The organism is Nocardiopsis sp. NPDC101807, from assembly GCF_044766605.1.
Lineage (GTDB): Bacteria > Actinomycetota > Actinomycetes > Streptosporangiales > Streptosporangiaceae > Nocardiopsis > Nocardiopsis tropica.
Genome location: NZ_JBIWMK010000006.1, coordinates 398678 through 422518 on the forward strand (window position 1 = coordinate 398678; position 23841 = coordinate 422518).

Genomic DNA, 23841 nt, shown 5'->3' on the forward strand with positions numbered 1-23841 from the left:
ATCATACGTATGTATATGACGTTTGTACAATACGCCTGTATATGAAGAGGTTAGGGTGGGGTGCATGGGACACAAGGAGCAGTTGCTGGAGGGCGCCAAGCAGTGCCTGTACACGAAGGGCTACGCCCGCACGACCTCGCGCGACATCGTGGCCGCCTCGGGGGCGAACCTGGCGTCGATCGGCTACCACTACGGGTCCAAGGAGGTCCTGCTGACCACCGCGATGATCGCCGTCGTGGGGGAGTGGTCGGACCGGGTGCTCGCGGTGCTGTCCGAGGCCGACGGCGGAGCCGCGCCGGTCGACAGGTTCGAGGAGACGATGAACCGGCTCGTGGGCTCCCTGGGCGACGTCCGCACGATGGTGGCCGCGAACTTCGAGGTCCTGGCCCAGCTCGACCGCATGCCCGAACTCCGCGACCAGCTCGCCGGGGCCCACCGGCTCGCGCGCCGGGGGCTGGCCGCCGTCGTGCTCGGCGTGCCGGTGGAACACGTGACGGACGAGCAGGAGGGCACGGTCGGCTCGCTGATGCTGACGCTGGTGCCCGGTGTGATGGCGCAGAGCCTGGTCTCGCCAGGGGAGACGGCGGATGGGACGCGGCTCGCCGCAGCGATCCGGGCGCTGCTGCCCCCGGCCCCCGGAGCGGCGCGGGACGCGGAGGGTGAGGCGGCGCCGGGCCGCGCCTGAACCCGGCCCGCGTCCCTGCCGTTCCCGGGGGCGGGCCCCGGCCCGCCCCCGGCGGGTCAGCGGCCGCCGAAGAACTCCGCCAGCGCGGGCGCGAGCCGCTTCGGCGCCGTCATCACCGAGCCGTGGTTCAGACCCGGCAGCACGCGGTGCTCGGCGGAGCCGAGCACCCCCGCCAGCCCCTCCGCGGCCCTGTGGAACCCGGCCGGGCTCCTGCCGCCCGTCAGCACCAGTGTCCGTGCGTCGGTCGACCACGCGTCCGCGTCCAGCGGCTTCCCCCGCTGGGTGTCGCCCATGACCGCGATGTCGTAGGGCAGGGTGTGCGCCATCGCCGTCAGGTTCGCCCACTCCTTGGGCATCAGCCGCATCAGCCCCACCATGAACCCCGGCATGCCCTGCGCCCCGGTCATGAACTCCCGCACCGCGTCCGAGCGCCGTCCCTCCGAGAGCAGGGCGTCGATACGCGCGGGGAGGTCCGCCGGGGGGCCGAAGCCGCCCGGTTCCACCGAGAACGGCGGCTCGTAGAGGGCGAGCCGGCCGACACCCGCCCCGGCGACGGCGGCACGGAGCGCGAGAACCGCCCCGGACGAGCTGCCGAACACCGACGCCGAGCCGCCGACGTGCGCGATCAGCGCCGCGATGTCCTCGATCTCGCGCTCCACGGCGTAGGGCTTCGCGTCGCCGCTCGCGCCCCGGCCGCGCCGGTCGTAGTTGACCACGGTGAACCGCTGGGCGAGCAGGCGGGCGAGCCTCCGGGTGTCCCCGCGGTCGGCCAGGGCCGAGGAGACGAGGACCACCGGTCTTCCCTCGCCGAGGCGCTCGAAGGCGATCCGCGTCCCGTCCGCCGAGACGACCGCGGAGTCCGCCGAGGTCCCGCTCTTGCTGTTCGAGCCCATGTGTCCTGCTCCGATCCTGGTGCTGCGCCGTCGTGTCGGACCGTGTGACGGCGGTCCGCCGGAAAAGGAATCGGTCCGGCGGCGGCCGGTCCGGGCCCGTCGCGGGCGCTCCTCCGGACGTGGCCCGCGGCCGACGCCCCGGTCGCCGGGGCCGCTCGGGTGTGTCGTCCGGATCCGTGTCCGCACCGGGGAAAGGTGAGAAGAACGGCTTTTCGTTCGCCTCGCCGCCATTTCTCGCCGCTTTCCCCCGGTTCTCGACGGTGGTGGTTCCGTGAAAAGACAGGCCTTTTGTTCGCGGTTGTCACCGGTGCTCGACATGGGTACCGTGCGCCTTCTGTGTCGAAGGGATGCCCAGGTGGAGGGCGTCCCGCGTGCCGCACACGGATACCCGCCGTCGTTCTCCCCCGGAGGTCGTATGTTCTCCCCTGCCGCAGGTCGCAGTACCGACCGTGCCGTTTCCCCCGCAGCACCCGCATTTCCCGGAAAGCTCTCGCGGCGCGGAATGCTCGGGCTCTCCGGGGCGGCGGGGGTCGCCGTCGCGGCCGCCGGAGCGCTCGGGACGGGCCCGGCGTCCGCGGCCGAGCGCACCTGGAGGGTCACCGGTGAGGACGTGGCCCCGCTCGCGCACTTCGACGACGTGATGAAGGACTACATGCAGGCGCGCGGTATCAGTGCGGGGTCGCTCGCCGTGGCGCGGAACGGGAAGCTGGCCCTGGCGCGCGGCTACACGTGGGGCGACGACAGCGTCGCGACCACGGGGGAGACCGACGTCTTCCGCATCGCGAGCCTGAGCAAGCCGATCGCCGCGACGGCCGCCGTGCGGCTCGCGCAGGAGGGCCGGCTCGACCTGGACGCGCCCCTGGCCGACCTGGTCGACCTGTCGCCCCTGCCCGGCGGGACGGCCGACCCGCGTCTGGGCGGGGTGACCGTCCGGCGGGCGCTGCAGCACCTGGGCGGATGGGACAGGGACCTCTCCGGAGACCCCCTGTGGAGCACCATCGCCATCTCCCGGGACATGGGGGTGGACCTGCCGCTGGGGGAGGAGGAGGTCGTCTCCTACGTCAGCGGGGCCGCCCTCGACCACGACCCCGGAACGACCTACGCGTACAGCAACTACGGGTACCTGCTCGTCTCCCGGGCGATCGCCGGGGTGGTCGGGACCTCCTTCGAGGACCACGTCGTCTCCGACGTCCTGGGCGCGGTGGACATCGCCCGGATGAGGGCGGGCCGGTCGCTCTCCCGGGACCAGGCCGGCGAGGTCCGGTACGAATCCCGGCACACGTCCACGTCGGCCGTCGACATGTCGGGCGCCCAGGTCCCCTACCCGTACGGCGGGTTCAACCTGGAGATCCAGCTCGGCAACGGCGGCTGGGTCGCCTCCGCGGCCGACCTCGCGCGGTTCTGCACCGTCTACGACACCCCGGACGAGGCGGGGGTTCTGACGCCGGAGTCCATCGACACGGTGTTCGCCGCGCCCGAGACCGGGAGCGGGGCGACCCACTACGGCCTCGGGTGGTCCGTGCGCCCGACCTCCGGCGGTGAGAACACCTGGCACACCGGGAGCATGCCGGGGACCTACACCTTCCTGGCGCGCAGCAACGGCTACACGGTCGTGGCGCTCTTCAACCGGCGCAAGGAGGGCGACGATCTCGACTGGGGCGTGATCGACCCGAACCTGTGGGACGCGATCGGCGAGGTCGGCGCCTGGCCGACGGAGGACCTCACCCCGATCTACTTCTGAGGCCGCCCGGTCGCCCGACCGGACACCGACGCGACAGCGCCCGCCGGGATCCCGGCGGGCGCTGTCGCGTCCGGGGCGGTCCGTGTGCGCGCACCGCGGATCCCGGTGCGGGTCCGGGCGGCGCCCGGCCTCGGCCTTGATAACAGTATGTATATACGGTTATTGTCATACGTCCATACGGTTATCAAGGCACCCGTGGAGACCCCCATGAACCGCCGTCCCGCCCGCCCCGCCCCGCGATGGGCCGCCGCCCTCTGCGCGGCACTGCTCCTCGCCCCGGCCGGCGGCGTCCCCGCCGCGGCCGACGGCGCACGGGACCCCGCCGACCCCTACGCCGCGATCGACGACTACGTGCAGAGGCGCATGGAGGCGACCGGCGCACCCGGGCTGTCCTACGCGGTGGTCGGACCCGACGGGCCCCTCCACCGGGCGGCGTGGGGCGCCGACGGCGACGGGGCCCCGTCACGGCCGGGACACCGTTCCTGTGGGGGTCCGTGGCCAAGCCGGTCACCGCCACCGCCGTCCTCGCCCTGGCCGAGGACGGCGACCTCGGACTGGACGACCCGGTCGCCGACCACCTGCCGGAGTTCCGGTTCGGAGGGGCGCACGCCCCGGAGACCACCGTCCGCCACCTGCTCGCCCAGACCTCGGGCCTGCCGCCCTCGTCGGCCTTCGCGGTCTCCGACTGCCGGGGGGACTGCCCGCGGCCCGCGGACCGCCTCCCGGCGCTGGACCGGATCCGGCCCCTCGCGCCCCCCGGCGGCGAGTACGCCTACACCAGCGCCAACTACCTGGTCCTCGCCGCCGTGGTCGAGTCCGTCACCGGCGTCCCCTTCTCCGACCACGTCCGCGACGCCGTGCTCGAACCGGCGGGCGCGGACGGTGCGATCACCGACCCCGCCTCGGCCCGCGACCGCGCCCTGGCCCCCGGACACCTCCCGCTCTGGGGGGCCACCGCGCCGGCCGCGACCGGCCTCGACCCCCACGGGGCGGCCTACGGCTACCTCGGCGGCGACCTCGACGACCTCGCGGCGCTCGCCTCCCTGTACCTCCGGGGCGGAGGGGACGTCCTGTCGGCGGACTCCTTCGAGGAGATGAGCCGCGAGCAGACCACGGACGACGGGGAGGGGACGGGCTACGGCCTGGGGTGGCGCGTCGGCGGGCTCGACGCCCCGCTGGACGGGGCCGTGTGGCACAGCGGGGCCGCGCCCGGCTACTCGGCCCTGCTGCTCCTGCTCCCCGAGCGCGGCCTCGCCCTCGTCATGCAGCAGAACTCCCACGGGCTCCTGCACGACGCGGCGAGCATGGACGTCCTGTTCGGGGCCTCCGCCATGCTCGCGGGCGCACCTGAGCCGGTGGGCGGCCCGTCCCGCACCGCCTACCTGCTCACCGTCGCCGCCGCCACCGGCCTGGCCGTGTGGCTGACGGCGACGGCCGCCGGGGCGGGTGCGGCGCTGCGCCGGCCGCGCACCCCGGCCGCCCCGCCCACCTGGGCGGCCACCGCGTTCCGGATCCTTCCCGGACTGCTTCCCGTCGGGGCCGGGGCCGTCCTCCTCGCGGTGACGGGGGTCGACGGGGCCCTCGCGTGGGCGCCCGACGTGGCCCTCTCCCTCGCCGTCGCCGCGGCGGCCGGCGTCGCCTCGGCCGTGCTCCGCACGTGGGCCGACGTCCGCGCGCGGCGGGCCGGGGCCGTCCCCGCGCGGGCGTCGCGGCCCTGAGACAGAAGAGGGGCGTCACCGCTCTCCCGCCGAGAGACCGGTGACGCCCCCGCGTCTGCGTCGTGGTCTTCCCCCACCACGATTAGAACGCATGTACGAATCTATCAGCTGTCGGTGCCGGGCGCGAGGCCCGCCTCGCGGAGCCGCCTCCCCGGCGCGGCCGGTCGCCGGGTTCGGGTCCGGGGGTGCCCGGCGGGCGGTTTCCGGGCCTCCCCGGCGCGAGCGGGGCCGCGTGGCGGCACGGTGATCAGGCGCGTTGCGCGCGGGGTCCCGTCGGCAGCACGAAGGGCCTACCGCTGGGGTAGAGTTGCCTCTGGCGACGGGCGGCAGCATGCCCGGGAGTCGCCGAGGGCCTCTAGCTCAATTGGCAGAGCAACGGACTTTTAATCCGTGGGTTCAGGGTTCGAGCCCCTGGGGGCCTACCCTTCCCCACCTGGGCGTTCCTTTCCGCAAGGGACGCCCTTCGTCGTTCCCGGGGCCGTCCGGACACTCACCGGCGCGCTCTCCGGCTCCGGCTGTGCCTACGGGCCGAGAGCAGGCTCGCCCTTCCCGGAACGATGACGGCACACGCGGCGCCGCGGTCTCCGCGGACGGGAAACCCCGTCAGCGCGCCGCCGAGGCCACCCGTTCGCGCAGCACGGCGAGCTCCTCGCGCCGCAGTCCGGGAACCCGACGACCCCCGCCGACCGGCAGGCCGACGTCGGCAGGGCCGACGCGCCCCCGCCACGCGCGTAGGGCGCTGCCCAATTCGGTCCGAGTACGCATGCCCCCAGTATGCGCCGCCCCTCCCGGAACCGGGTGGTACCCGGAGTCATAGCGAGAAGGTCGCCTGGCGCCCCTTCGCGGGAGATCCGAACATCGACTCGTGGACAGCGCGCTTCGCCGCCCCGGTGGGCACGGCGCGTGACACCCGGCGGCGGGCTCCCGCCGCCCCTACGAGAAGGAAATCCGTGATAACACGAACGATCGGGATCATCGGCGCCGGCCTGGCCGGCAGTGGGCTGGCGCGTCTGGCCGTCGCGGCGGGGTTCGACGTCGTGCTCAGCAACGCGCGAGGTCCTGAGACGCTCTCCGCGCTGGTCGAGGAGCTCGGCCCGCTCGCACGCGCGGCCACCGTCGACGAGGCGATCGGGGCCGGAGACCTCGTCGCGCTCCCTCTGCCGCTGGCGCGGTTCGAGGCCCTTCCCGCCGACAAGCTCGCCGGGAAGGTGGTCATCGACCAGACGAACTACTACCCCGCCGCCGGGTGGCGCAGAGCCGACCTCGACAACGCCGAACTGACGTCGAGCGAGCTCGTGCAGCGACACCTCGAGGGCTCGACCGTGGTCAAGGCCTTCCACAACCTCGACTGGCACCATCTGTCCTTCAACGCCCGGCCGGAGGGCGATCCCGGACGGACGACGCTGCCCGTCGCCGGCGACGACGACGCCGCCAAGGAACTCGTGACGCGTTTCATGGAGGCGGTCGGCTACGACGTGGTCGACGCGGGTCCGCTCGCCGACAGCTGGCGTGTCGAACCCGGAACGCCGATCTACTTCTGGCCCTACGCGCCCGCCATTCCCGAGGGGCTGACGGAGGACGAGGAGAAGAGGTTCTACCTGGAACACCCGGGCGAGCCCCTCTCCCGGGAAGCCGCGCGGGAGCTGATCGGCGAGGCGGAGCGCCCGTCGCCGATCGGCGGGACGCTGGAAGGGCTCCCGCCGGCTCACGTCGCCGTCTTCCTGGAGCTCGCCGCCGCCGGGACGTGGAGGAGGTAGCTCCGTACACGGGCTCCGGGACCGGATCCGACCGGCCGCGGTGACGACCCGGAGCCCGCCCCGCGCGTGCCCGCCCCACCCTCCGGCGGCCGGGTGTGCGGTCCGAGGGCGGAGGACTACTCCTCGTCCTGGGGCGTGTAGAGCATGATCCAGTGGTCCCGCTCGGGGTCGTGCAGCACCTCGATGTCGAAGCGGGACCACCCCTGGGTCGGGTGGTGCATCCGCTTGACCGCAGACCTCGCGGCGCCGACCTCCCCCTCCTCCCAGTGGTCGCGGAAGCTCCGGCTGGTCGCGGTGAGCTCGGTGAGCAGGGACCGCAGGTAGGCGTCGTCGGGGTACCGGCTCAGCGCTATCCGGAACTCGGCGGCCGCGGCCCGCAGGAAGCGCTCCGAACCCTCGTCCCCGAGCAGGCGCGCCAGGGTGTCGGTCGTGAAGGCCTGGTAGGCGATGTTGCGGTCGAACGGTCCGTCGCCGAACGAGCTCCCGAGCAGCTCCTGCGCGGCCTTGTTGCGGGCCAGCAGGTCCAGGCGCCCGTCGTGCACGGTGACCGGCATCGTCTCGTCCAGGCCCCGCAGCAGGCGCAGCAGCCCGGGGCGGATGACCGGGGCGGGGGAGGCCGGCCCGGGCGGGGGCTCACCGCCCAGCCGGAAGAGGTGGGCGCGTTCGGCGTCCGAGAGACCGAACGCCTGTGCCAGCGAGGCGAGGATCTCGCGCGAGGGGCGGGGCGCCCTGCCCTGCTCCAGGCGTGTGTAGTACTCCACCGAGATCCCCGCCAGGTCGGAGACCTCCTGGCGGCGGAGCCCCGGAACCCGTCGGCGGGAGGACCGCACGCCGGTCCGAGGTTCCGCGGGGCTCATCGCGGCCCTGCGCCGCCTCAGGTACGCCCCGAACTCGGTTCGATCGCTGCTCGACATGCCCCCTATTGTCCCCGCCCTCCGCGCCCTGTGCCGGCGGGCGAACCTGGTCCTGCCGGTACCACCCTCGGCTCGGCCTTCCTGCCCCGCCCGGCCTCCCGGATCATCGAGGACGAACCGGGTTCACCAGGACCGCCCCGCGCATGCGGCGGACCGCCCGGGGCCGAGGAGAGGGCATGACCAGTACAGCGTGGACCTTCACGATCCCCCAGGACCGGGTCCAGGAGTTCCGGGACCTCCTCGCCGACCTGAACAGGGACCACCTGCCCGGCCTGGACGCCCGGGCCCGCGAGGTCGGCTACCACCGGGAGCGGATGTGGCTCCAGCCCGGGGAGGACGGCGGCGCGGAGTTCATCGTCTACCTCGAATTCGACGAAGGCGTCGACCTGGCCGACTTCTCCGAGCGGCTCCTGGCCTACGAGTCCGCGTTCACGCGGTGGTGGACGCCCCGCTTCGCCTCCTTCGGAATCCCCACGACGTTCGGTGAGCCCCTGCTGTCCTGGGACGCCTGAACCGGATCTCCGCACACCCGCACACCCGCACACCCGCACGACGATCGGAAACCTCATGGACGACCAGAAGACGACTCCCGTCACCCACACCGGGCTCGCCGTGGCCCAGGAGTTCATCCGCGCCGTCGAGGCCAAGGACATCGACGCCGTGGCCCGGACCCTGGCGGGCGAGGCACGGCAGCTGTTCATGCACGCCGGGGGCGCCACGACCCCCCGGGGCGTCGCCGACATCGTCGCGGGCCGCAAGCGGGGCGTCTGCGTCGCCGACGTCAAGGGCAGGGGCGAGGTCCTCGCGTACACGGGCGCCCTGTTCGACAAGTTCTCCCCGCTGCGCTGGCGCGACCACAGGTGGATCGTCTCGCCCGACGGCGGCGAGCTCTTCTTCCACGGCGTCGGCGACATGGTCGTGGCGCGCACGGGCCGGTCCTACCGCAACACCTATGTGACGCGGTTCGATGTCGAGGACGGTCGGATCGTCCTCATGGCCGAGTACGGGAACGCGCTGATGTACGCCGGTCTGGGCGTGCGCCCGAACGGGGCCGAGTTCCGGGCCCTGCTGCGCGCGGTCGGCCGCATGCTCTCGCCGGGGCTCTCCGCCCGCGCGGGCCGGTGAGCGTCCCGGCCGAGGCGGGCGGCGGCCCTGACCGGGCGGGGGCTCACCCGGGGGCGGTCGCCGACCGGTCTCAGGGCGACGGCGGCGCCTCGACGACGAAGAACAGGAAGCCGATCTGCGTGGACAGGGCGTGGAAGTCGTCGGGGAACAGCTCACGGGCGGCCGGGTCGGGCTGCGGCTCGCTGATGACGGAGAGGCGGAATCCGGCGGCGGTGAAGGCGTCGGTCATCGCGTGCAGCGGTCGGCGCCAGAACTTCAGCGTGACGGACCGCCCGCTGAACGAGAACTCGTCGGAGTAGCTGGTGGTCGCGGAGTAGTCGGGCCGGGGGTCCTGGATCGCGTAGTCCACGAACGGGTGCTGCACCGAGGCGATCAACCGGCCGCCCGGCCTGAGCACGCGCCGCATCTCGGCCAGCGTCGGCCCCCAGTCCTCCAGGTAGTGCAGCACCAGCGACGCGACCACGTCGTCGAACGCGTCGTCGTCGAACGGCAGGGGGTCGCCCAGGTCCGCCACGCGCAGGTCCACGCCGTCACCGAGCCGCCGCCTGGCCAGCGCCAGCATCCCGGCGCTGGCGTCGACGCCGGTGACGACGGCGCCGCGGTCGCGCAGGGCGGCCGACAGGGGGCCCGCGCCGCAGCCGGCGTCCAGGATCCGGCGTCCGGCCACGTCCCCGGCGAGGGCCACCATCGCGGGCCGCTCGTAGTAGGCGTTCTGGATGTTGTTCTCGTTCTCCGCCGCGTACGCCTCGGCGAAGCCGTCGTAGTCGTTCACCCGGTCCGGAGCATCGGGCCTGACGGGGGTCTCGGGGGTGCCGGTTCCTCGGTCCATGGCCGGAGCCTAGTGGTCCCCCGACCCGTCGGACAGGTCCCGTCCGCGGTCCGGCCGGGACCGGACACGGCCGCCGGGGGCGGGACCGCCGCGGGCTCCACCGCTGCCACCGGCACGTCGTCCGGCGGCCCGGCTCCCCGGCGGCCCGCACCCGGGGCCGACACCCCGACGGAACTCGCTCCGAGGGATGACGGGTTCCGGCCGTGCCGCGTTCTACTGTCGCGGGATGAAGCGAATACTCGGCCGCCGGCCGGCGCGGGGCGTCGACGCCGGTCTCGTGGTGCTGGCGCTGGCGCCGCCGCTGGTGTCGCAGGCGTACGTGGACACGACGGGCACGGCGTGGGCCTGGTTCGCCTGTTGCGGGGCGGTGGCCGTGGCCGCCGTCCTCGTGGGGCGGCGGCTGCCGGCCACGGCCTTCGTCGCCGCCCTCGGAGCGCTGGTTGCGGCGCTGGTGGGGAGCTCGGTCGAGGGCGTCGAGCTGACCCCGCTGGTCCTCCTGCCGCTCGCGGTGCTCCTCCACGGCCTGGGCAGCCGCTGCGCCGGTGGGAGACGCACGGTGCTGGCGGCGGGCGCCGGGAGCGCGATACTCCTGGCCGGCCTGGCGGTGAACCGGCCGGCGTTCGACGGCGGCGGGTTCGACGGCGGCTTCGGCGTCCTCGCCGTGCTGGCCCCGATGCCGCTGGCGTGGGCGATGGGCTTCGCCGCGCGCACCCGTCGCGAGCTGCTGGCCGCCGCCGAGGAGAGGACGGCGGAGGCGACGCGCGCGCGGCGGCTGCGGGAGGAGCGGGCCGCGCTGCGGGAGCGGGCGCGGATCGCCCGTGAGATGCACGACGCGGTCGCGCACTCGCTGACCCTGCTCGTGGTGCACGCGGAGACCCTGCGCGCCCGCGGCGGCGAACTCCCCGCATGGGCGCGCGCCCAGGCCGACGGACTGGCCGCGGCGGGTCGCCGGAGCGGAGACGAACTGCGGGAGGCACTGCGGATGCTGCGTGACCCGGCGGACGCGGTCACGCTGTGCCCACCGCCCGGGCTGGGGGAGCTGGACACCCTGCTGGACCGTCACCGGGCGGCGGGGGGAACGGCCGAGGTGCGCGTCGAGGCGGGGCTGGAGGGGCTGCCGGGGCCGGTGCAGGCGGCGGTCCACCGCGTCGTGCAGGAATCCCTGGCCAACGCCCGCAGGCACGCGCCCGGGGCGCCGGTCCGGCTCACCGTCGACGCCGACCGCGACACCGGGCGGCTCCTGCTGGAGGTGGTGAACGGACCCGGCTCCCGGCCCGGCACGGTGGGGTCGGGGAGCGGGCTCGGCGTGGCCGGCATGCGGGCCCGGACGGACGCGCTGGGCGGGGAGCTGGCCGCCGGACCGACCGCGGACGGCGGGTTCCGTGTCCTGGCGGCAGTGCCCCTGGAGACCCCTCTGGAGACCGCCGGCGCCTGAGCGGAGTGGCGTCGTCGCGGGGGACGGCGGGCCCGTCGGCCGAGCCGGGGCGGGCGCGGTCCCGGACAGCCGGTCCGGGGCCGTCCGGCCACGTGGGGGCCGTCCGGCGGCGGGGCGCGGACCCGCGGTCCCGGGCGCGTCGCCGCGCGCGGGACGGGCACTGTTGGTGTACTCGGACAGTCGGAAGACCGGCCGAGCATCGACGACCAAGGAGCGGCATGGCGTTCTCTGAGAAGCAGCAGGCGGTTCTGCGCAAGCCCGCGTTCGGGCACGTGGCCACACTCGGCCCCGAGGGGCAGCCCCAGTCGAGCCCCGTGTGGATCGACTGGGACGGCGAGTTCCTGAGGTTCAGCCAGACCACCACCCGCCAGAAGCTGCACAACCTCCGGCGCGACGGGCGGATCGCGGTGTCCGCCACCGACCCCGACGACCCCTACATGTACGTGGAGGTCCGCGGTGAGGTGGAGCGGATCGAGGAGGACACGGACAAGGCCTTCATCGACGAGATGTCCCAGAAGTACATGGGCACCCCGTACCCCTGGGGCGACCCCTCCGAGAAACGTGTCATTGTCTACGTCCGGCCCGAACGCTTCGTGGGCCGGTAGGGCGGTCGGCAGGACACGGGCGCGGCCCCGCTCCGGCGGGGCCGCGCGCTCCCCGACGCGTGCGGCGTCCGCGCCGCCCAGGAGCACACTCGTTGAGAAATATTGCACGGTCCGCAAGGATTGGCCGTGTACGGGGAGGACCACCGTGGGACTTCGGGAACGGAAGAAGCAGGCGACCCGCCGCGCACTCCAGGAGGCGGGCATACGCCTCACCCTGGAACGCGGCCTGGAGAACGTGACGGTCGAGGAGATCGCCCTGGAGGCCGACGTCTCGACGCGCACCTTCTTCAACTACTTCGCCACCAAGGAGGAGGCCCTCCTCGGCGACGTCCCCGCGACCCCCGACGAGCAGGTGCGGCAGGCGTTCGTCGACGGCGGCCCCACGGGGGACTTCGTCGAGGACCTCATCACCGTCCTGATCACGTTCCTGGTCAGCACCGACGACCTCGCCACCCAGCGCGCGGACATGCTCCTGCGCAAGAAGCTCACCGAACGCGAACCCCAGCTCGTGCGCGGGCTGCTCGCCCGCTTCCACAACGTGGAGGTGGAGCTGGCCGGCGCCATCGCCGAGCGCACCGGCGCCGGCCCCGACGACGACCGGCCGCAGCTCCTCGCGGCGGCCGGCATGGCGGTGATGCGCCACACCATGAAGCGCCTCCACTACTCGGAGAGCGAGGAGCCCGCGGACGTCCGAGCCAAGATCCGCGAGGCGCTCCGCCACCTCGGAGAGGCCTTCGCGCCCCCGGCGCGCGAGGACTGAGCTCCGGGGCGAGCCGTCCCTCCCAGGTCTCCCGAAGGCGAACGGAACCCTCTATGACCACCCCCGGCCCCACCCGGCTGCGCTGGATCCTCCTGACGATCATCCTGACGATGCTGCTGGGCTCGCTCGACCAGACCATCGTCGCCACCGCCCTGCCCACGATCGTCGGCGAGCTCGACGGCCTGGAACGCCTCTCCTGGGTCGTCACCGCCTACATGCTCGCGGCCACGGTCGGCATGCCCGTCTACGGCAAGGCGGGGGACGTCTTCGGCCGCCGCCACGTGTACGTCTTCGCGATCGCGGTGTTCCTGCTGGGGTCGGTCCTGTCCGGCCTGGCCCAGGACATGACCCAGCTCATCGTCTTCCGCGCCGTGCAGGGCATCGGCGGGGGCGGTCTGATCATCAGCGCCCAGGCGATCGTCGCCGACGTGGTCCCGCCCCGCGAACGCGGCAAGTACATGGGGGTCATGGGCGCGGTGTTCGGCGTCTCCGCCATCGCGGGACCGCTGCTCGGCGGGTTCTTCACCGACCAGCTCGACTGGCGCTGGATCTTCTACATCAACCTGCCGCTCGGGGCGGTGGCGCTGGTCACGGCGCTGGCGGTGGTCCACCTGCCCCGGCCGACCGGCCCCCGGCCCCGCCTGGACCACGCGGGCACGGCTCTGCTCGCGGCCACGAGCGTCTGCCTGGTGCTGGCGACGAGCTGGGCCGGGCACGCCTACGCCTGGCTCAGCCCGCAGATCATCGGCCTGGGCGCGGGCGCCCTCGTCGCGGGCCTGCTGTTCGTCCTCGTGGAGCGGCGCGCGGCCGACCCCGTCATCCCCCTGCGCCTCTTCCGGGACCGGGACTTCGTCCTCACGGCACTGGTGGGGATCACCGTCGGCATCGCCATGTTCTCGACGGTCGCCTACATGCCCACGTTCCTCCAGATGGTCGGCGGGGCCTCCGCCACCGAGTCCGGCCTGCTCATGCTCCCGATGGTGGCCGGGATGCTCACCAGCACCATCACCACCGGACGGCTCATCTCCAGGACCGGCCGGTACAAGCACTGGCCGGTCATCGGCACCGCCCTGATCACGGTGGGCCTGGTCCTGCTGTCGCGGATGACCGCCGACACCCCCTACGCCTTCAACGGGACGGCGATGCTGGTCCTGGGGCTGGGCGTGGGCATGGTGATGCAGAACCTCGTGCTGATCGTCCAGAACACCGCCCCCCGCCGCGACCTGGGGGCCGCGACGTCGGCGAACAACTACTTCCGCCAGATCGGCGCGTCCTTCGGCATCGCCGTGTTCGGCTCGGTCTTCGTGTCCCGCCTCAACCGGCGGATGGAGGGCGCTCCCGGCGGCGTGGAGTTCGAGGGCGGCGAGGCCGGGATCAGCTCCATGACCCCCCAGATGCTCCAGGGCCTTCCGGCGCCGCAGCGCGAGTTCGTCGTCGACGCCTTCGCGGGGGCGCTGCCGCCGATCTTCCTCTACGCGGTGCCCGTGGCCCTGGCCGGCTTCGTGCTCTCCTGGTTCATCTCGGAGAAGCCCCTGGGCACCAGCCTCCCCGGTCACGCCCCCGCGGAGTCCGGCGGGCCCGGGGCGGACGCAGGCGCCGGGGGCGGCGGGGACACGGGCTCCGGGCAGCCCGGCACGCCCGGCCGGGCGGAGGGAACCGCCGAGGAGCTGCCCACCGGGAGGGACTGACCCCGGGGGGACGCCCGGGTCCTTCCCCGGGGCGGCCGCGCCGCCCTCGGGGGCCGCCGTACGGGTCGGCCCGGCCCCGTTCCGGCCGAATGTGCCCCACGCCTCAGGAACGCCGTGGGACTCCGTCCCGTCGAACCCTTCACGGGGGTGTCCGGACGCCCCCGGCCGCCCCTCCAGGGGGTCGGGGGGATGTCAGGGGAGGGCCAGGGCTCTCCCCGATGGGAATCGTCGTGGGGAGCGGGCATGGTGGATACATGAACGAGAACTACCAGAGCAAGCGGTTCCGGCGCAGCGGGACCGACCGCTACCTCGCCGGTGTCTGCGGCGGTATCGCCGAGTTCCTCAAGGTCGACTCGAACCTCGTCCGACTGGTCCTCGTGGTACTGACCTTCTTCGGGTTCAGCGGTGTCTTCGTGTACATCCTGGCCTGGCTGGTCATGCCGGCCGCCGGCGAGCAGCGCTCCATGCTGGAGCAGATCATCCGCAACTTCCAGGGAAAGCCGAGCGAGAACTGATGTGGACCCTCAGGGCACACCCGGGCTGGGAACGACGTGAGCTCCGCACCCCACGGGAGGAACGCGAGGCCGAGGAGGCCCGCGAACCCTCCGTGGAGAGCTGCGGCGAGCGCTAGGGCGCGTCCGGCCGGACACCGGTCCGCCGGGAGAGGCGGGCGGCGCCCGCCGGAGGGCGCCCTAGGGCCGCTCGGTGGCGTCCATCCGCGCGATGGTCTCCCCCGAGAGCCGTGACCAGGGGATCGCCAGGAGCACGGCGAAGCCCACCCCGAGCACACCGGCCGAGACGATGACGACGCCGGTGCCGAAGAACTCGGCGAAGAACCCGGCGATCAGGATGCCGACGCCCTGTGCGGCCTGGAGCCCGGACGCGACCAGCCCGAAGGCCAGTCCCCGGCCCTCCTTGGGCACGCACAGCACGAACGCGGCGTTGGCCACGAACTGGTAGGACCCCGCGACGCCGCACAGGGCCAGAGCGGTCACCATCAGCCACAGCGGCGGGTCGAACAGCCAGAGCAGCAGCGGTACCGACGTGAGGACGGCCAGGGGGCCGAGCAGGCGCATTCGGGTCGGCGGCGGGATCAGGCGGGTGAGGACGAACCCGCCGAGGAACGCGCCGATCGACGAGCCCGCCATGATGAACCCCGCGGCGGCGGCCCCGGCCCCGATCTCGGCGGCCATGGGGTTGGCCAGCCCGTAGGGGATCATGTAGAGGCCGGCGAGCCACGCGAGCAGCGCCAGTGTGCGCAGCCGCGGGTCGCCGAAGACGAGCTTGGCCCCGTCGCGCGTCATGGCCGCGAACCCGGGCCGCTCCTCCTTCTCCCCCCGGGGCGCCGGGCGGGTCTTCACCCCGATCAGCACGACCGCCGCGGACAGGACGAAGAGGATCCCGGTCGACATCACGGTGATGTTGGGTCCGACGTGCGCCACGATCACACCGCCGGCGACGAGCCCGGCGAGCATGCCGATCTGCGAGGTCAGCTGGATGATCGCGGTGCTCGCGACGTAGCGCTCGCCCTGGATGATCTCCGCCATCATGGCCGCGCGGGCCGCCGCGAACGGGATCGACGGCAGCACCGAGCAGAACAGCAGGAGCCAGATCGCCCAGATCGGCATGCCGGGGATGCCGATGAGGACGATGACCGCGGCGCGGGCGAGGTCGCAGATGATCATCACCCTGCGCCTCGGGAAGAGGTCGGCGAGCCCCGCGATCAGGGGGCTGATGATCGGCGGCAGGAAGGTGAGGGCCAGGGTGACGCCGGCGGCGAGCGCGGAGCCCGTCACCTGGAAGACGAGGATGCTGGTCGCGATGTTCAGCAGGTTGCTGCCGATCATCGAGAGTGCGTGGGCGAGCCAGACGGCGCGGAACTCGCCGATCGCCATGACGTCGCGGTAGCTGCTCCGCCAGTCGTCCTTGCCCGGGCCGGCGGGGGTCGCGTTGTCGGGGGCGCTCGAAGACTCGTGGTCTCCGTTGTCAGGTGTGTTGTCGAGGCGCGGATTGGCCACCCGGCACTCCCTTACTGTTACAGGGTTGAAATCACGCTGTGTCGTGTCTCAATAACCAACCGTTCCGGAAGGCGGGCTTCCTCGCAAGCCACTTGGGCAAATTCGTGTCTGATTCGTTGCTGCGGGTAATGGACGACGGGTGGATTCGGCAATCTCCCGTCCAAGTCGTGTACGGAACGTTTTTGCTGGTGACAATATGTACACGGGCGATCCCCGCGTCGGCCCGGCGTGTCGGGCGCGGGCGAGTCGTTCCCGGGTGTGTACGCAGAGCACTGAAAATGGGACCCCGTACCGAAAAAAGCGGCCGGAGTTTCGGATTTCGGCGGCCCCGCTCAGCCCCACCCCAGTTCGGTCAGCCTGGCGTCGTCGATCCCGAAGTGGTGGGCGATCTCGTGCACCACCGTGACCAGGACTTCTTCCACCACCTGCTCGGGGGTCTCGCAGATCGCGCAGATGTTGCGACGGTAGATGAAGATCTGGTCCGGGAGCACGCCGAAGTAGGTGTCGCCGCGCTCGGTCAGCGGGATGCCCTCGTACAGGCCGAGCAGGCCGTCGGGGGACTCGTCCTCCACGCTGATCACCACGTTGTCCATCAACCGGGACAGCTCGGTCGGGATCTCGTCCAGGGCGTCGGCGACGAGCTCCTCGAAGGCCCTGCGTGTCAGTTCCACCACGCCTGCCATTGTGCTGCCTGCCGGTGGGGGAGGGAAGCGGCCCCCCGGGCGGCATAACACTCTGGAAAGGGAGGAAATATTGGGATCGACCCCCGTCAGCGGCATGATGGGGGTGTGTTGTCTTGGGAAGCGATCCGCGGTCACGACTTCCGTGGGGCCCTCGCGCGGCTCCGCGCCGCTCTCGACCGGGTGCGCGCCGGGCGGGCGTGGCGGTGGGGGTGCGTCGTCGCCGCCGGGCTCGTCGGAGGGTGGCTCGGCCTTGCGCTGGGCGGACAGGTGGTCACCCCCATCGGCCCGGCCGACGTCACCCTGGGCCTGACCCCCCAGTGGCGCGGCGAGACCGTCGTCGACGTGGCCCCGCTGGGCCAGCTGGCCTTCGACACGCACAGCGCGCCCCTGAAGCTGGAGGCGACGATCTCCGACATCCGGCTGTCGGCGGCCCAGGAGATGTTCGCCGACCCGGAGGCCATCAACCGGATGGCCGCGGGCATCGGCTCGGACCTGCGCGACGGCGTGGTCGCACTGCTGGTCCGCGCGGTCCTCGCGGCGACCCTGGGCGCGGCCCTGATGGGCCTCCTGCTCTTCAGGAGCGCCCGGCGGGCCGCGGGCAGCGCGGCCGCGTCCCTCGCCGTCCTCGTGGCCTCGGGCGCCGCCGCCGCGGGCACCTTCAACCCCAGCGCCATCGCCGAGCCCCGCTACACCGGCCTCATCGCGGGGGCCCCGCAGGTGGTCGGCAGCGCCGAGGAGGTGGTGGGCCGCTTCAGCCAGTACCAGGAGCAGCTGGCGGGCCTGGTCGGCAACGTCGCGATGCTCTACGAGGCCACCTCGACCCTTCCCGTGTACGAGGAGGACGAGACGGTGATCCGGGTGCTGCACGTGTCCGACATCCAGCTCAACCCCGCGTCGTGGAGCATCATCCGCACCCTCCGGGAGCAGTACGGGGTGGACATGGTGGTGGACTCCGGCGACATCACCGACCGGGGCAGCGCCACCGAGGACGTGTTCGCCGACGAGATCGGCAAGCTCGACGTGCCCTACGTGTGGGTGCGCGGACAGCACGACTCCATGGGCACGCAGCGCGCGGTGGAGGCCCAGCCGAACAGCGTGGTCCTCGACGGCGCCGTCGAGGAGGTGGGCGGGCTCACCTTCTACGGCTCGGGCGACCCCCGGTACTCCCCCGACGCGACCCGCCTCAACCCCGACGCCGCCGGGGTGGCCGCGCAGGGCGAGGAGGAGGCCGGCGAGGTCATCGGCTCCCGCGAGGACGTGGACGTGGCCCTCATGCACACGCGCACGCAGGCCGAGGCGTTCGACGGGGTGGTGCCCCTCGTGCTGACCGGCGGGGACCACCTGAGATCCACCGAGCTGACCGACCTCGGCACGAGGTTCCTCGTCCAGGGCTCCACCGGGGGCGCGGGTCTGCGTGGCCTTGATCACGGTCCGGACCGGCCGACCCCGTACCAGGCGTCGGTGCTGTACTTCGACGCCGAGAGCGGACGCCTCCAGGCGCGCGACGACATCGACCTGGGCGGCATCGGCCTCACGTCGGCCCAGGTCGAACGGCACATCGAGGGCGACCCGGACCGCCCTGTCGGTGACCCCCCGCAGGTGCCGGAGACGGAGGGCGGCAGGGACGGCCGCACACCGTAGCACCCGGGGTCGGGCGGGCGTTCCCGCAGGTGGCGGACGTCTGGCCCGGGTGGGGGAATCGCTTTGGTGTTGGTGGGAATCTCCCCTATGCTTGACCTGTCACACGGGCCCCCATCGTCTAGCGGCCTAGGACGCCGCCCTTTCAAGGCGGTAGCGCGGGTTCGAATCCCGTTGGGGGTACGACGCGGTTCGAGCACTGTCGGACGTCTGGCAGAATAAGAACCGCAGCAACGCGCCGGGGCACGTACCGGGCGCGACAACAGAACAAGGTCCTGTGGAGCAGTTAGGAGTGCTCGCCACCCTGTCAAGGTGGAGGCCGCGGGTTCAAATCCCGTCAGGACCGCCGTCGCCGAGCGATCGGCGAGTGCGGCTAGGTAGCTCAGTTGGTACGAGCGTCCGCCTGAAAAGCGGAAGGTCGGCGGTTCGACCCCGCCCCTAGCCACAACGAGCAGACATGCACAAAGGCCCCGTCACCTGCGTATACAGGTGGCGGGGCTTTGTTGTGTGTCGGTAGGTGGCCCCGGGACACCGGGCTCCTAGACGGCGTCCATCAGGCGGTTCTCCCAGGCCCAGGCGGCGACCTCAACGCGGTTGCGCAGGTTGAGCTTGGCCTGGATCGAGGACATGTGCCCCTTGACCGTGCTGACCGAGATGAACAGCTCGTCGGCGGTCTCCTGGTTGGTGCGCCCCCGAGCGACGGAGCGGGCCACCTCGGTCTCGCGTTCGGACAGCGGATGCGGGCGGACGGGGCCCGACGCCGGCGGGGTCAGGTGGCTCAGCAGCCGCAGGGTGACCGACGGCGAGATCAGGGCGTCCCCGGCGTGCGCGGAGCGGACGGCCTCGACGAGCAGCGCGGGGCCCGCGTCCTTCAGGACGAAGCCCACGGCCCCGCCGCGCAGTGCCCCGTAGACGTACTCGTCCAGGTCGAACGTGGTCACCACGACGACCTTCAGGGGGTCGGCCACCCCCGGACCGGCCAGGGAGCGGGTGACATCCAGGCCGTCCAGGCGCGGCATGCGGATGTCCACCAGGCACACGTCCGGGCGCAGGCGCCTGGCCGCCTCGACCGCCTCCACGCCGTCCGACGCCTCCGCGACCACGGTGAGGTCGGGACTGCTCTCCAGGATCCGCCGCAGGCCGTCGCGGATCATCGCCTGGTCGTCGGCCAGCAGCACGCGGATGGTCATCGGCGCCTCCGCCCGCCCAGGGGCAGGACGGCGACCACGGACCAGCCGCCCCCGGCCCGGGGTCCCGCGCTCAGGGCGCCGCCGAGGGCCTCGACCCGTTCACGCATGCCGACCAGGCCGTACCCGCCCTGCCGCAGGCGACGGGGCTGGCCGGGGGAGTCGTCGGTGACCTCCACGGTGATGTCCTCCCCCTCCCGGGTGACGTCGACGGTGACCGCCTCCGCCTGCGCGGCGTGGCGCGCGATGTTGGTCAGCGACTCCTGGACGACGCGGTAGACGGTGCCCGCGACCTCGGGCGGCCACGTCCGTTCGTCCTCGGACATGCGCAGGACGGCGGCGGGTCCGCCCCGCTCCCCGAACCTTCCGACGAGCCCGGCGAGCCGCTCGGGGCCGGGCGCGGTGAGGGAGGCCCCGTCGGTCTCGCGCAGCAGGCCGACGACCCGGCGCATCGCGGCCAGCGCCTCGGAGCCCTCGGCCTCGATGGCGGTGAAGGAGTCACGCACCTCCTCGTGCCCGGGCCGTCCATGGGCGTCGAGCTGCCCGGCCTGTGCCTGGACCACGATGCCGGTGATGTGGTGGGCGACGACGTCGTGCAGCTCCCGGGCCAGCTCCAGCCGTTCGTCACGGCGCACACGCTCGGCGGTCCGCCGGCGGCGGGCTTCCAGGAGCCGCGGCCCCAGGCCGCACGCGACGCCGCCCAGCCACGCGAGCGAGTTCAGGGCCACCACGGGCATGCCGGAGAAGGAACCCAGCTCGGTGAGCAGGCTGACGCCGATCACCGCGAGCCCTCCGGCCGCCACCGCGCAGGCCGACCGGGCCGGGAGCGCCCTGACCGCGGAGGCGATGAGCACCGCGACCGCGAGGGCCATGGCCGGCCCCGGTTCGGCGGGCAGGTCCAGCGCCCGGGCCGTCAGGGCCGAGGCCGCCGCCACGACCGTCCCCGCGGCCGCGGCCACCGCGCGGCCGCGTCGGCGCACCAGGGCGATCACGCCCACCACCGACCCCGCGGCCGCGTCGAACCACCAGTAGCCCCCGCCCCAGGTCGACGCGATCGCGACCGCCTGGAAGGCGACCGCCGACGCCAGGAGCGCGGCGAGCACGAGATCGGTCGCCCACCTGCGCCACCCGGGCCGGGCGTACGGCATCGGCCGCTCCGGCGGGCCGGGTCGGCCTTCCCCCTTGTTCACGCCACTCAGCCTAGAGAGGCCGCCCCCGCCGCCGTACCGGCCGAAAGTACCGCCCGGGCACGGTCGAACCCTCCTTTCGCCCCGTGTCCGGGCCCGCGCCACGCCTCAGGATCGGGACCCATGACACACGACACCCCCCTCCGGGGCGACGGAACCGAAGCCCCGCCCGCCAGGCCGCGCATCGCCGCGCTCGACGTGCTGCGGGGCCTGGCGCTCTGCGGAATCCTGGTGGCCAACATCCAGCTGATCGCCGACGCGGGCACCGCCGTCCAGACGCCGCTCCTGGGCGACGCGCACGTCTGGCTGGGGCTCCCGGTCCTCTCCCTGCTGTTCGGCATCGGGTTCTCGCTGCTGTGCGAATCGGCCGCGGGTCGCGCCCCCCGCCCGCGGCTGGCCCTGTTCCGCCGGCTGCTGGCGCTGCTCGCGATCGGGCTCCTGCACATGCTGCTGTGGCGGGGCGACATCCTGACCGTCTACGCCGTCGTCGGCCTGCTGGTGCTGCTGCCCTCGACCTGGCTGCCGCGATGGGCCGTCGCCGGGCTGGCCGCCGTGCTCGTCCCGACGGCGCTGGCCGTCTCCCTGGGCGGGCCCCTGCTGGTCGCCGGGCTCTTCCTGGTCGGTTCGGCCCTGGTCCGGTACGGGGTGGTCGGGCGGATCGAGCGGTCCACCCGGGGGCCGGTCGTCCTGGGACTGGTCCTCGCGGCCGGTGCGGCCCTCGCCCTGTGGGCGGAAAACGGCGTGCGCACCGGTCCGGAGACGGTTCCGCCGCACCCGGTGTCCCTCCTGGCGGACCTGCTGATCACCGGGGTGTACGTGTGCGTCCTGCTGACCCTGCTCAGAACACCGCTGCGACCGGTGCTGGCGGCCCTCTTCGCGCCGCTGGGCCGGATGGCGCTGACCAACTACCTGACCGCCACGCTCCTGGTCCTGGGGGCCGCCCGCGTCCTCGGCCTGCCGATCGGCTCGTCGGCGGGGACGGCGCTGTCGGTCGTGGGAGCCGTCCTGGCTGCGCAGTGGCTCTTCTCCACCCTCTGGTTGCGCCGCTGCCAGCAGGGCCCCGTCGAATGGCTCTGGCGCTGGGCCACATGGGCGCGCAGGCCGCCTCTGCGCGTCGGGGCGGCTCCGTCGTCCGGATGAGGCGCGGGGGCGGACCGCCGGTCGGCCCGCCCCCGCCACCGGTCGGCGGGTGACCGTGTCGCTCGCCACACGGGGCGGTGCCCGGAACGCGTAGGCGCAGTTCACGGGGTCCCGGGGCTGCGCCCCCCCGGTCGGCCGGGCGGCGTCCCCCTCCACCGCTGTTGACCGTGCCCCGACGGCATGGTCTGCAATGGTCGGCACCGGCACGGGAGACACCGCGCCGGAGCAGAGGAGGGAGGGTCGGCCATGGCGTGGAGCACCCGTCAGCTCGCCGAGCTCGCCGGGACCACGGTGAAGGCCGTGCGGCACTACCACGAGCTCGGCCTGCTGGACCGGCCCGAACGCGCCGCCAACGGCTACAAGCGCTACGGGACGGGCCGCCTGACCGGACACACGACCCGCCCGTACCGGCCGCAGCGAGGAAGAGTGAGGAACCCGCACCATGACGACCACCCGACCTGACACCCCGCCTCCGGAGTCCCCGGGCCCCGCCACGGCCGTGGCGGGCTCGACCCCGGTCTCCGAGCGGGCCCTGGCCCCGGACCTGGCCCGGGGCATGATGCTGCTGCTGATCGCGCTGGCCCACGTGCCCTGGTTCATCTACGACGCCCCCGCCGGCCTGGGCATGCTCCACCCCGCCGAGGGCAACCTCGCCGACAAGGCCGCCCAGGTGCTGTCCCTGGTCGTGGTGGACGCCCGCACCCACACCATGTTCGGGTTCCTGTTCGCCTACGGCATCGGGCAGATGTACGCCCGGCAGAAGTCGCGCGGGGCGGAGGAGAAGGACGTACGGAGGATCCTGCGCACCCGGCACCTGTGGATGCTCGTCTTCGGCGCGGTGCACGCCCTGCTGTTGTGGCAGGGCGACATCATCGGCACCTACGGCCTGATCGGCCTCGTCATGATGCCGCTGTTCTTCCGCCGCAGCGACCGCACCCTCAAGATCTGGATCGCCGTCCTGCTGGCGGTGGGGGCCCTGTTCACCGCCCTGTCGGTGGTCGCGGCCCTCATGGTTCCGGGCGGCCCGCCCGCGGTGAACGCGGCCGACATGCAAAGGCTCAGCATCGCCGAGACCGGCTACCTGCTCTCCGCTGCGATCCGCTTCCCCACCTGGGTCTTCGCGCTCGGGTCCGGCCTGGCCTCCCTCGCGCTGCCCACGGTGTTCCTGATCGGCGTCCTCGCGGCGCGGCACCGGTTCCTGGAGGACCCGGTGCGTCACCTGCCGCTGCTGCGCAGGGTGGCCGTCCTGGGCATCTCCGTCGGGTGGATCCCCGGGCTGGTGCTGGGCCTGCAGCACGTGGGCGTGCTCGACCCGGTGTACGCCCCGGCGGTGGCCTCGGTGCACTTCTACACCGGGATCTTCACCGGCGTGGGCTACGCCGCGCTCTTCGGGCTCATCGCGCACCGGCTCTCCGCCCGGCGGACCCGGCCATCCCTCCCGGTCGAGGCGCTGGTGGCCCTCGGACGCCGCTCCCTCAGCGGTTACCTCGCCCAGTCGTTGGTCTTCGCGCCCTTCCTGGCGGCGTGGGGGCTGGGCCTGGGGGTGCACCTCTCCAGCTGGACGGCGGTCCTGGTGGCCCTCGGCACCTGGCTGCTGACCGTCGTCGTGGCGCTGGTCCTCGACCGGAGTGGCAGGCGCGGACCGGCCGAGATCCTGCTGCGGAAGCTGACCTACCGGAAGCCGGCCCGCCCGCGCCGGAACGCGCCCGAGCCCGCGGCCTGACGGATCCGCCCCCGGCGGGGCGCCCCCCCCCCGGCCCCCCCCCCCCCGGCCGGGGGGCGGGGGGGGGCGGCGCCGGGCGCCCGGCGGCCGGGCCCCCGCGGCGCGCGGGGGCGGG

Annotated in this window: 22 protein-coding genes, 4 tRNA genes and 1 pseudogene; 19 read left to right on the top strand and 8 right to left on the bottom strand. The window is 73.4% G+C overall.

All coding sequences use genetic code 11. The annotated features are described in order from the left end of the window. The first annotated feature begins 64 nt into the window (after nt 1-64). Nucleotides 65-685, top strand: a complete 621-nt coding sequence (locus ACIRPH_RS20610; protein WP_402916630.1) for a TetR/AcrR family transcriptional regulator — start codon at nt 65-67, stop codon at nt 683-685. Nucleotides 686-741: 56 nt separating this feature from the next. Here ACIRPH_RS20610 and ACIRPH_RS20615 read toward each other — a convergent pair whose 3' ends face one another. Next, complete coding sequence (locus tag ACIRPH_RS20615) at nt 742-1578, bottom strand: alpha/beta fold hydrolase (RefSeq protein ID WP_402916632.1); 837 nt, start codon at nt 1576-1578, stop codon at nt 742-744. Nucleotides 1579-2080: 502 nt separating this feature from the next. On the opposite strand from ACIRPH_RS20615, the gene ACIRPH_RS20620 reads away from it, so the two are divergent. The 3 genes from ACIRPH_RS20620 to ACIRPH_RS20630 all read left to right on the top strand — a co-directional run bounded on the left by ACIRPH_RS20620 (nt 2081) and on the right by ACIRPH_RS20630 (nt 5459). Further along, nucleotides 2081-3319, top strand: a complete 1239-nt coding sequence (locus ACIRPH_RS20620; protein ID WP_402916634.1) for a serine hydrolase domain-containing protein — start codon at nt 2081-2083, stop codon at nt 3317-3319. Between the two features lie 239 nt (nt 3320-3558). After that, complete coding sequence (locus ACIRPH_RS20625) at nt 3559-5037, top strand: serine hydrolase domain-containing protein (RefSeq protein WP_402916636.1); 1479 nt, start codon at nt 3559-3561, stop codon at nt 5035-5037. Between the two features lie 349 nt (nt 5038-5386). Next, nucleotides 5387-5459, top strand: a tRNA-Lys gene (locus ACIRPH_RS20630). A 181-nt stretch (nt 5460-5640) separates the two neighbouring features. Here ACIRPH_RS20630 and ACIRPH_RS20635 read toward each other — a convergent pair. Further along, nucleotides 5641-5802 carry a hypothetical protein gene (locus ACIRPH_RS20635; RefSeq protein ID WP_402916638.1) on the bottom strand — a complete coding sequence of 54 codons (162 nt, stop codon included), beginning with the start codon at nt 5800-5802 and terminating at the stop codon, nt 5641-5643. Between the two features lie 185 nt (nt 5803-5987). On the opposite strand from ACIRPH_RS20635, the gene ACIRPH_RS20640 reads away from it, so the two are divergent. After that, nucleotides 5988-6794 carry an NADPH-dependent F420 reductase gene (locus ACIRPH_RS20640; RefSeq protein ID WP_402916640.1) on the top strand — a complete coding sequence of 269 codons (807 nt, stop codon included), beginning with the start codon at nt 5988-5990 and terminating at the stop codon, nt 6792-6794. A 116-nt stretch (nt 6795-6910) separates the two neighbouring features. Here ACIRPH_RS20640 and ACIRPH_RS20645 read toward each other — a convergent pair whose 3' ends face one another. After that, the gene (locus tag ACIRPH_RS20645; RefSeq protein ID WP_402916642.1) at nt 6911-7708 is read right to left on the bottom strand and encodes a helix-turn-helix transcriptional regulator; all 798 of its coding nucleotides are present in this window, start codon (nt 7706-7708) and stop codon (nt 6911-6913) included. 176 nt (nt 7709-7884) lie between these two features. On the opposite strand from ACIRPH_RS20645, the gene ACIRPH_RS20650 reads away from it, so the two are divergent. Next, nucleotides 7885-8220: a hypothetical protein gene (locus ACIRPH_RS20650; protein WP_402916644.1), complete on the top strand. Its 336-nt coding sequence runs from the start codon at nt 7885-7887 to the stop codon at nt 8218-8220. Between the two features lie 55 nt (nt 8221-8275). Beyond that, nucleotides 8276-8833: a nuclear transport factor 2 family protein gene (locus ACIRPH_RS20655; RefSeq protein WP_402916646.1), complete on the top strand. Its 558-nt coding sequence runs from the start codon at nt 8276-8278 to the stop codon at nt 8831-8833. A gap of 70 nt (nt 8834-8903) precedes the next feature. Here the strand turns inward: ACIRPH_RS20655 and ACIRPH_RS20660 are convergent, their stop codons facing one another. Next, nucleotides 8904-9662, bottom strand: a complete 759-nt coding sequence (locus ACIRPH_RS20660) for a class I SAM-dependent methyltransferase (RefSeq protein ID WP_402916648.1) — start codon at nt 9660-9662, stop codon at nt 8904-8906. A gap of 226 nt (nt 9663-9888) precedes the next feature. On the opposite strand from ACIRPH_RS20660, the gene ACIRPH_RS20665 reads away from it, so the two are divergent. From ACIRPH_RS20665 to ACIRPH_RS20685, 5 genes are all read left to right on the top strand, one after another. Then, a complete protein-coding gene (locus tag ACIRPH_RS20665) occupies nt 9889-11097 on the top strand; it encodes a sensor histidine kinase (protein ID WP_402916650.1) in 1209 nt (402 codons plus the stop codon). Nucleotides 11098-11315: 218 nt separating this feature from the next. Next, nucleotides 11316-11702: a PPOX class F420-dependent oxidoreductase gene (locus tag ACIRPH_RS20670; RefSeq protein ID WP_330161284.1), complete on the top strand. Its 387-nt coding sequence runs from the start codon at nt 11316-11318 to the stop codon at nt 11700-11702. Nucleotides 11703-11847: 145 nt separating this feature from the next. After that, nucleotides 11848-12462, top strand: a complete 615-nt coding sequence (locus tag ACIRPH_RS20675; RefSeq protein ID WP_402916653.1) for a TetR/AcrR family transcriptional regulator — start codon at nt 11848-11850, stop codon at nt 12460-12462. Between the two features lie 53 nt (nt 12463-12515). Beyond that, nucleotides 12516-14150, top strand: a complete 1635-nt coding sequence (locus ACIRPH_RS20680; protein WP_402916655.1) for an MDR family MFS transporter — start codon at nt 12516-12518, stop codon at nt 14148-14150. 254 nt (nt 14151-14404) lie between these two features. Further along, complete coding sequence (locus tag ACIRPH_RS20685) at nt 14405-14665, top strand: PspC domain-containing protein (protein WP_402916657.1); 261 nt, start codon at nt 14405-14407, stop codon at nt 14663-14665. 177 nt (nt 14666-14842) lie between these two features. On the opposite strand, the gene ACIRPH_RS20690 is transcribed toward ACIRPH_RS20685, so the two are convergent. Further along, nucleotides 14843-16168 carry an MFS transporter gene (locus tag ACIRPH_RS20690; protein WP_402916659.1) on the bottom strand — a complete coding sequence of 442 codons (1326 nt, stop codon included), beginning with the start codon at nt 16166-16168 and terminating at the stop codon, nt 14843-14845. A gap of 332 nt (nt 16169-16500) precedes the next feature. Beyond that, nucleotides 16501-16851 (bottom strand): metallopeptidase family protein, encoded by a 351-nt coding sequence (locus ACIRPH_RS20695; RefSeq protein WP_267947004.1) that lies wholly within the window; start codon nt 16849-16851, stop codon nt 16501-16503. Between the two features lie 108 nt (nt 16852-16959). Between ACIRPH_RS20695 and ACIRPH_RS20700 the strand changes: the two genes are divergently transcribed. The 4 genes from ACIRPH_RS20700 (at nt 16960) to ACIRPH_RS20715 (ending at nt 18934) form a co-directional block, all read left to right on the top strand. After that, nucleotides 16960-18492: a metallophosphoesterase gene (locus ACIRPH_RS20700; protein ID WP_402916923.1), complete on the top strand. Its 1533-nt coding sequence runs from the start codon at nt 16960-16962 to the stop codon at nt 18490-18492. Between the two features lie 107 nt (nt 18493-18599). Then, nucleotides 18600-18672, top strand: a tRNA-Glu gene (locus ACIRPH_RS20705). Nucleotides 18673-18760: 88 nt separating this feature from the next. Next, nucleotides 18761-18835, top strand: a tRNA-Asp gene (locus ACIRPH_RS20710). Nucleotides 18836-18860: 25 nt separating this feature from the next. Continuing rightward, nucleotides 18861-18934: transfer RNA gene (locus ACIRPH_RS20715), tRNA-Phe, on the top strand. A gap of 94 nt (nt 18935-19028) precedes the next feature. Here the strand turns inward: ACIRPH_RS20715 and ACIRPH_RS20720 are convergent. Further along, entirely contained in the window at nt 19029-19679 is a 651-nt protein-coding gene (locus tag ACIRPH_RS20720) for a response regulator (RefSeq protein WP_402916661.1), read from the bottom strand. Beyond that, the gene (locus ACIRPH_RS20725; RefSeq protein ID WP_402916663.1) at nt 19676-20866 is read right to left on the bottom strand and encodes a sensor histidine kinase; all 1191 of its coding nucleotides are present in this window, start codon (nt 20864-20866) and stop codon (nt 19676-19678) included. Before ACIRPH_RS20725 ends, ACIRPH_RS20720 begins: the two co-directional genes overlap by 4 nt. A 120-nt stretch (nt 20867-20986) precedes the next feature. Here ACIRPH_RS20725 and ACIRPH_RS20730 point away from each other — a divergent pair, with 120 nt between their 5' ends. From ACIRPH_RS20730 to ACIRPH_RS20740, 3 genes and pseudogenes are all read left to right on the top strand, one after another. Then, nucleotides 20987-22003, top strand: coding sequence for a DUF418 domain-containing protein (locus ACIRPH_RS20730; RefSeq protein ID WP_402916665.1), 1017 nt, complete (start codon nt 20987-20989; stop codon nt 22001-22003). Between the two features lie 246 nt (nt 22004-22249). Continuing rightward, nucleotides 22250-22387 (top strand): annotated as a pseudogene (locus tag ACIRPH_RS20735) (MerR family DNA-binding transcriptional regulator); the annotation flags it as partial. Nucleotides 22388-22445: 58 nt separating this feature from the next. Then, entirely contained in the window at nt 22446-23726 is a 1281-nt protein-coding gene (locus ACIRPH_RS20740; protein WP_402916667.1) for a DUF418 domain-containing protein, read from the top strand. The last annotated feature ends 115 nt before the right edge of the window (nt 23727-23841 follow it).

Coding starts and splice junctions, on each gene's coding strand:
- ACIRPH_RS20610 (WP_402916630.1), top strand. CDS start 65: ATGGGACACAAGGAGCAGTTGCTGGAGGGCGCCAAGCAGTGCCTGTAC.
- ACIRPH_RS20615 (WP_402916632.1), bottom strand. CDS start 1,578: ATGGGCTCGAACAGCAAGAGCGGGACCTCGGCGGACTCCGCGGTCGTC.
- ACIRPH_RS20620 (WP_402916634.1), top strand. CDS start 2,081: ATGCTCGGGCTCTCCGGGGCGGCGGGGGTCGCCGTCGCGGCCGCCGGA.
- ACIRPH_RS20625 (WP_402916636.1), top strand. CDS start 3,559: ATGGGCCGCCGCCCTCTGCGCGGCACTGCTCCTCGCCCCGGCCGGCGG.
- ACIRPH_RS20635 (WP_402916638.1), bottom strand. CDS start 5,802: ATGCGTACTCGGACCGAATTGGGCAGCGCCCTACGCGCGTGGCGGGGG.
- ACIRPH_RS20645 (WP_402916642.1), bottom strand. CDS start 7,708: ATGTCGAGCAGCGATCGAACCGAGTTCGGGGCGTACCTGAGGCGGCGC.
- ACIRPH_RS20650 (WP_402916644.1), top strand. CDS start 7,885: ATGACCAGTACAGCGTGGACCTTCACGATCCCCCAGGACCGGGTCCAG.
- ACIRPH_RS20655 (WP_402916646.1), top strand. CDS start 8,276: ATGGACGACCAGAAGACGACTCCCGTCACCCACACCGGGCTCGCCGTG.
- ACIRPH_RS20660 (WP_402916648.1), bottom strand. CDS start 9,662: ATGGACCGAGGAACCGGCACCCCCGAGACCCCCGTCAGGCCCGATGCT.
- ACIRPH_RS20665 (WP_402916650.1), top strand. CDS start 9,889: ATGAAGCGAATACTCGGCCGCCGGCCGGCGCGGGGCGTCGACGCCGGT.
- ACIRPH_RS20670 (WP_330161284.1), top strand. CDS start 11,316: ATGGCGTTCTCTGAGAAGCAGCAGGCGGTTCTGCGCAAGCCCGCGTTC.
- ACIRPH_RS20680 (WP_402916655.1), top strand. CDS start 12,516: ATGACCACCCCCGGCCCCACCCGGCTGCGCTGGATCCTCCTGACGATC.
- ACIRPH_RS20685 (WP_402916657.1), top strand. CDS start 14,405: ATGAACGAGAACTACCAGAGCAAGCGGTTCCGGCGCAGCGGGACCGAC.
- ACIRPH_RS20695 (WP_267947004.1), bottom strand. CDS start 16,851: ATGGCAGGCGTGGTGGAACTGACACGCAGGGCCTTCGAGGAGCTCGTC.
- ACIRPH_RS20720 (WP_402916661.1), bottom strand. CDS start 19,679: ATGACCATCCGCGTGCTGCTGGCCGACGACCAGGCGATGATCCGCGAC.
- ACIRPH_RS20730 (WP_402916665.1), top strand. CDS start 20,987: ATGACACACGACACCCCCCTCCGGGGCGACGGAACCGAAGCCCCGCCC.
- ACIRPH_RS20740 (WP_402916667.1), top strand. CDS start 22,446: ATGACGACCACCCGACCTGACACCCCGCCTCCGGAGTCCCCGGGCCCC.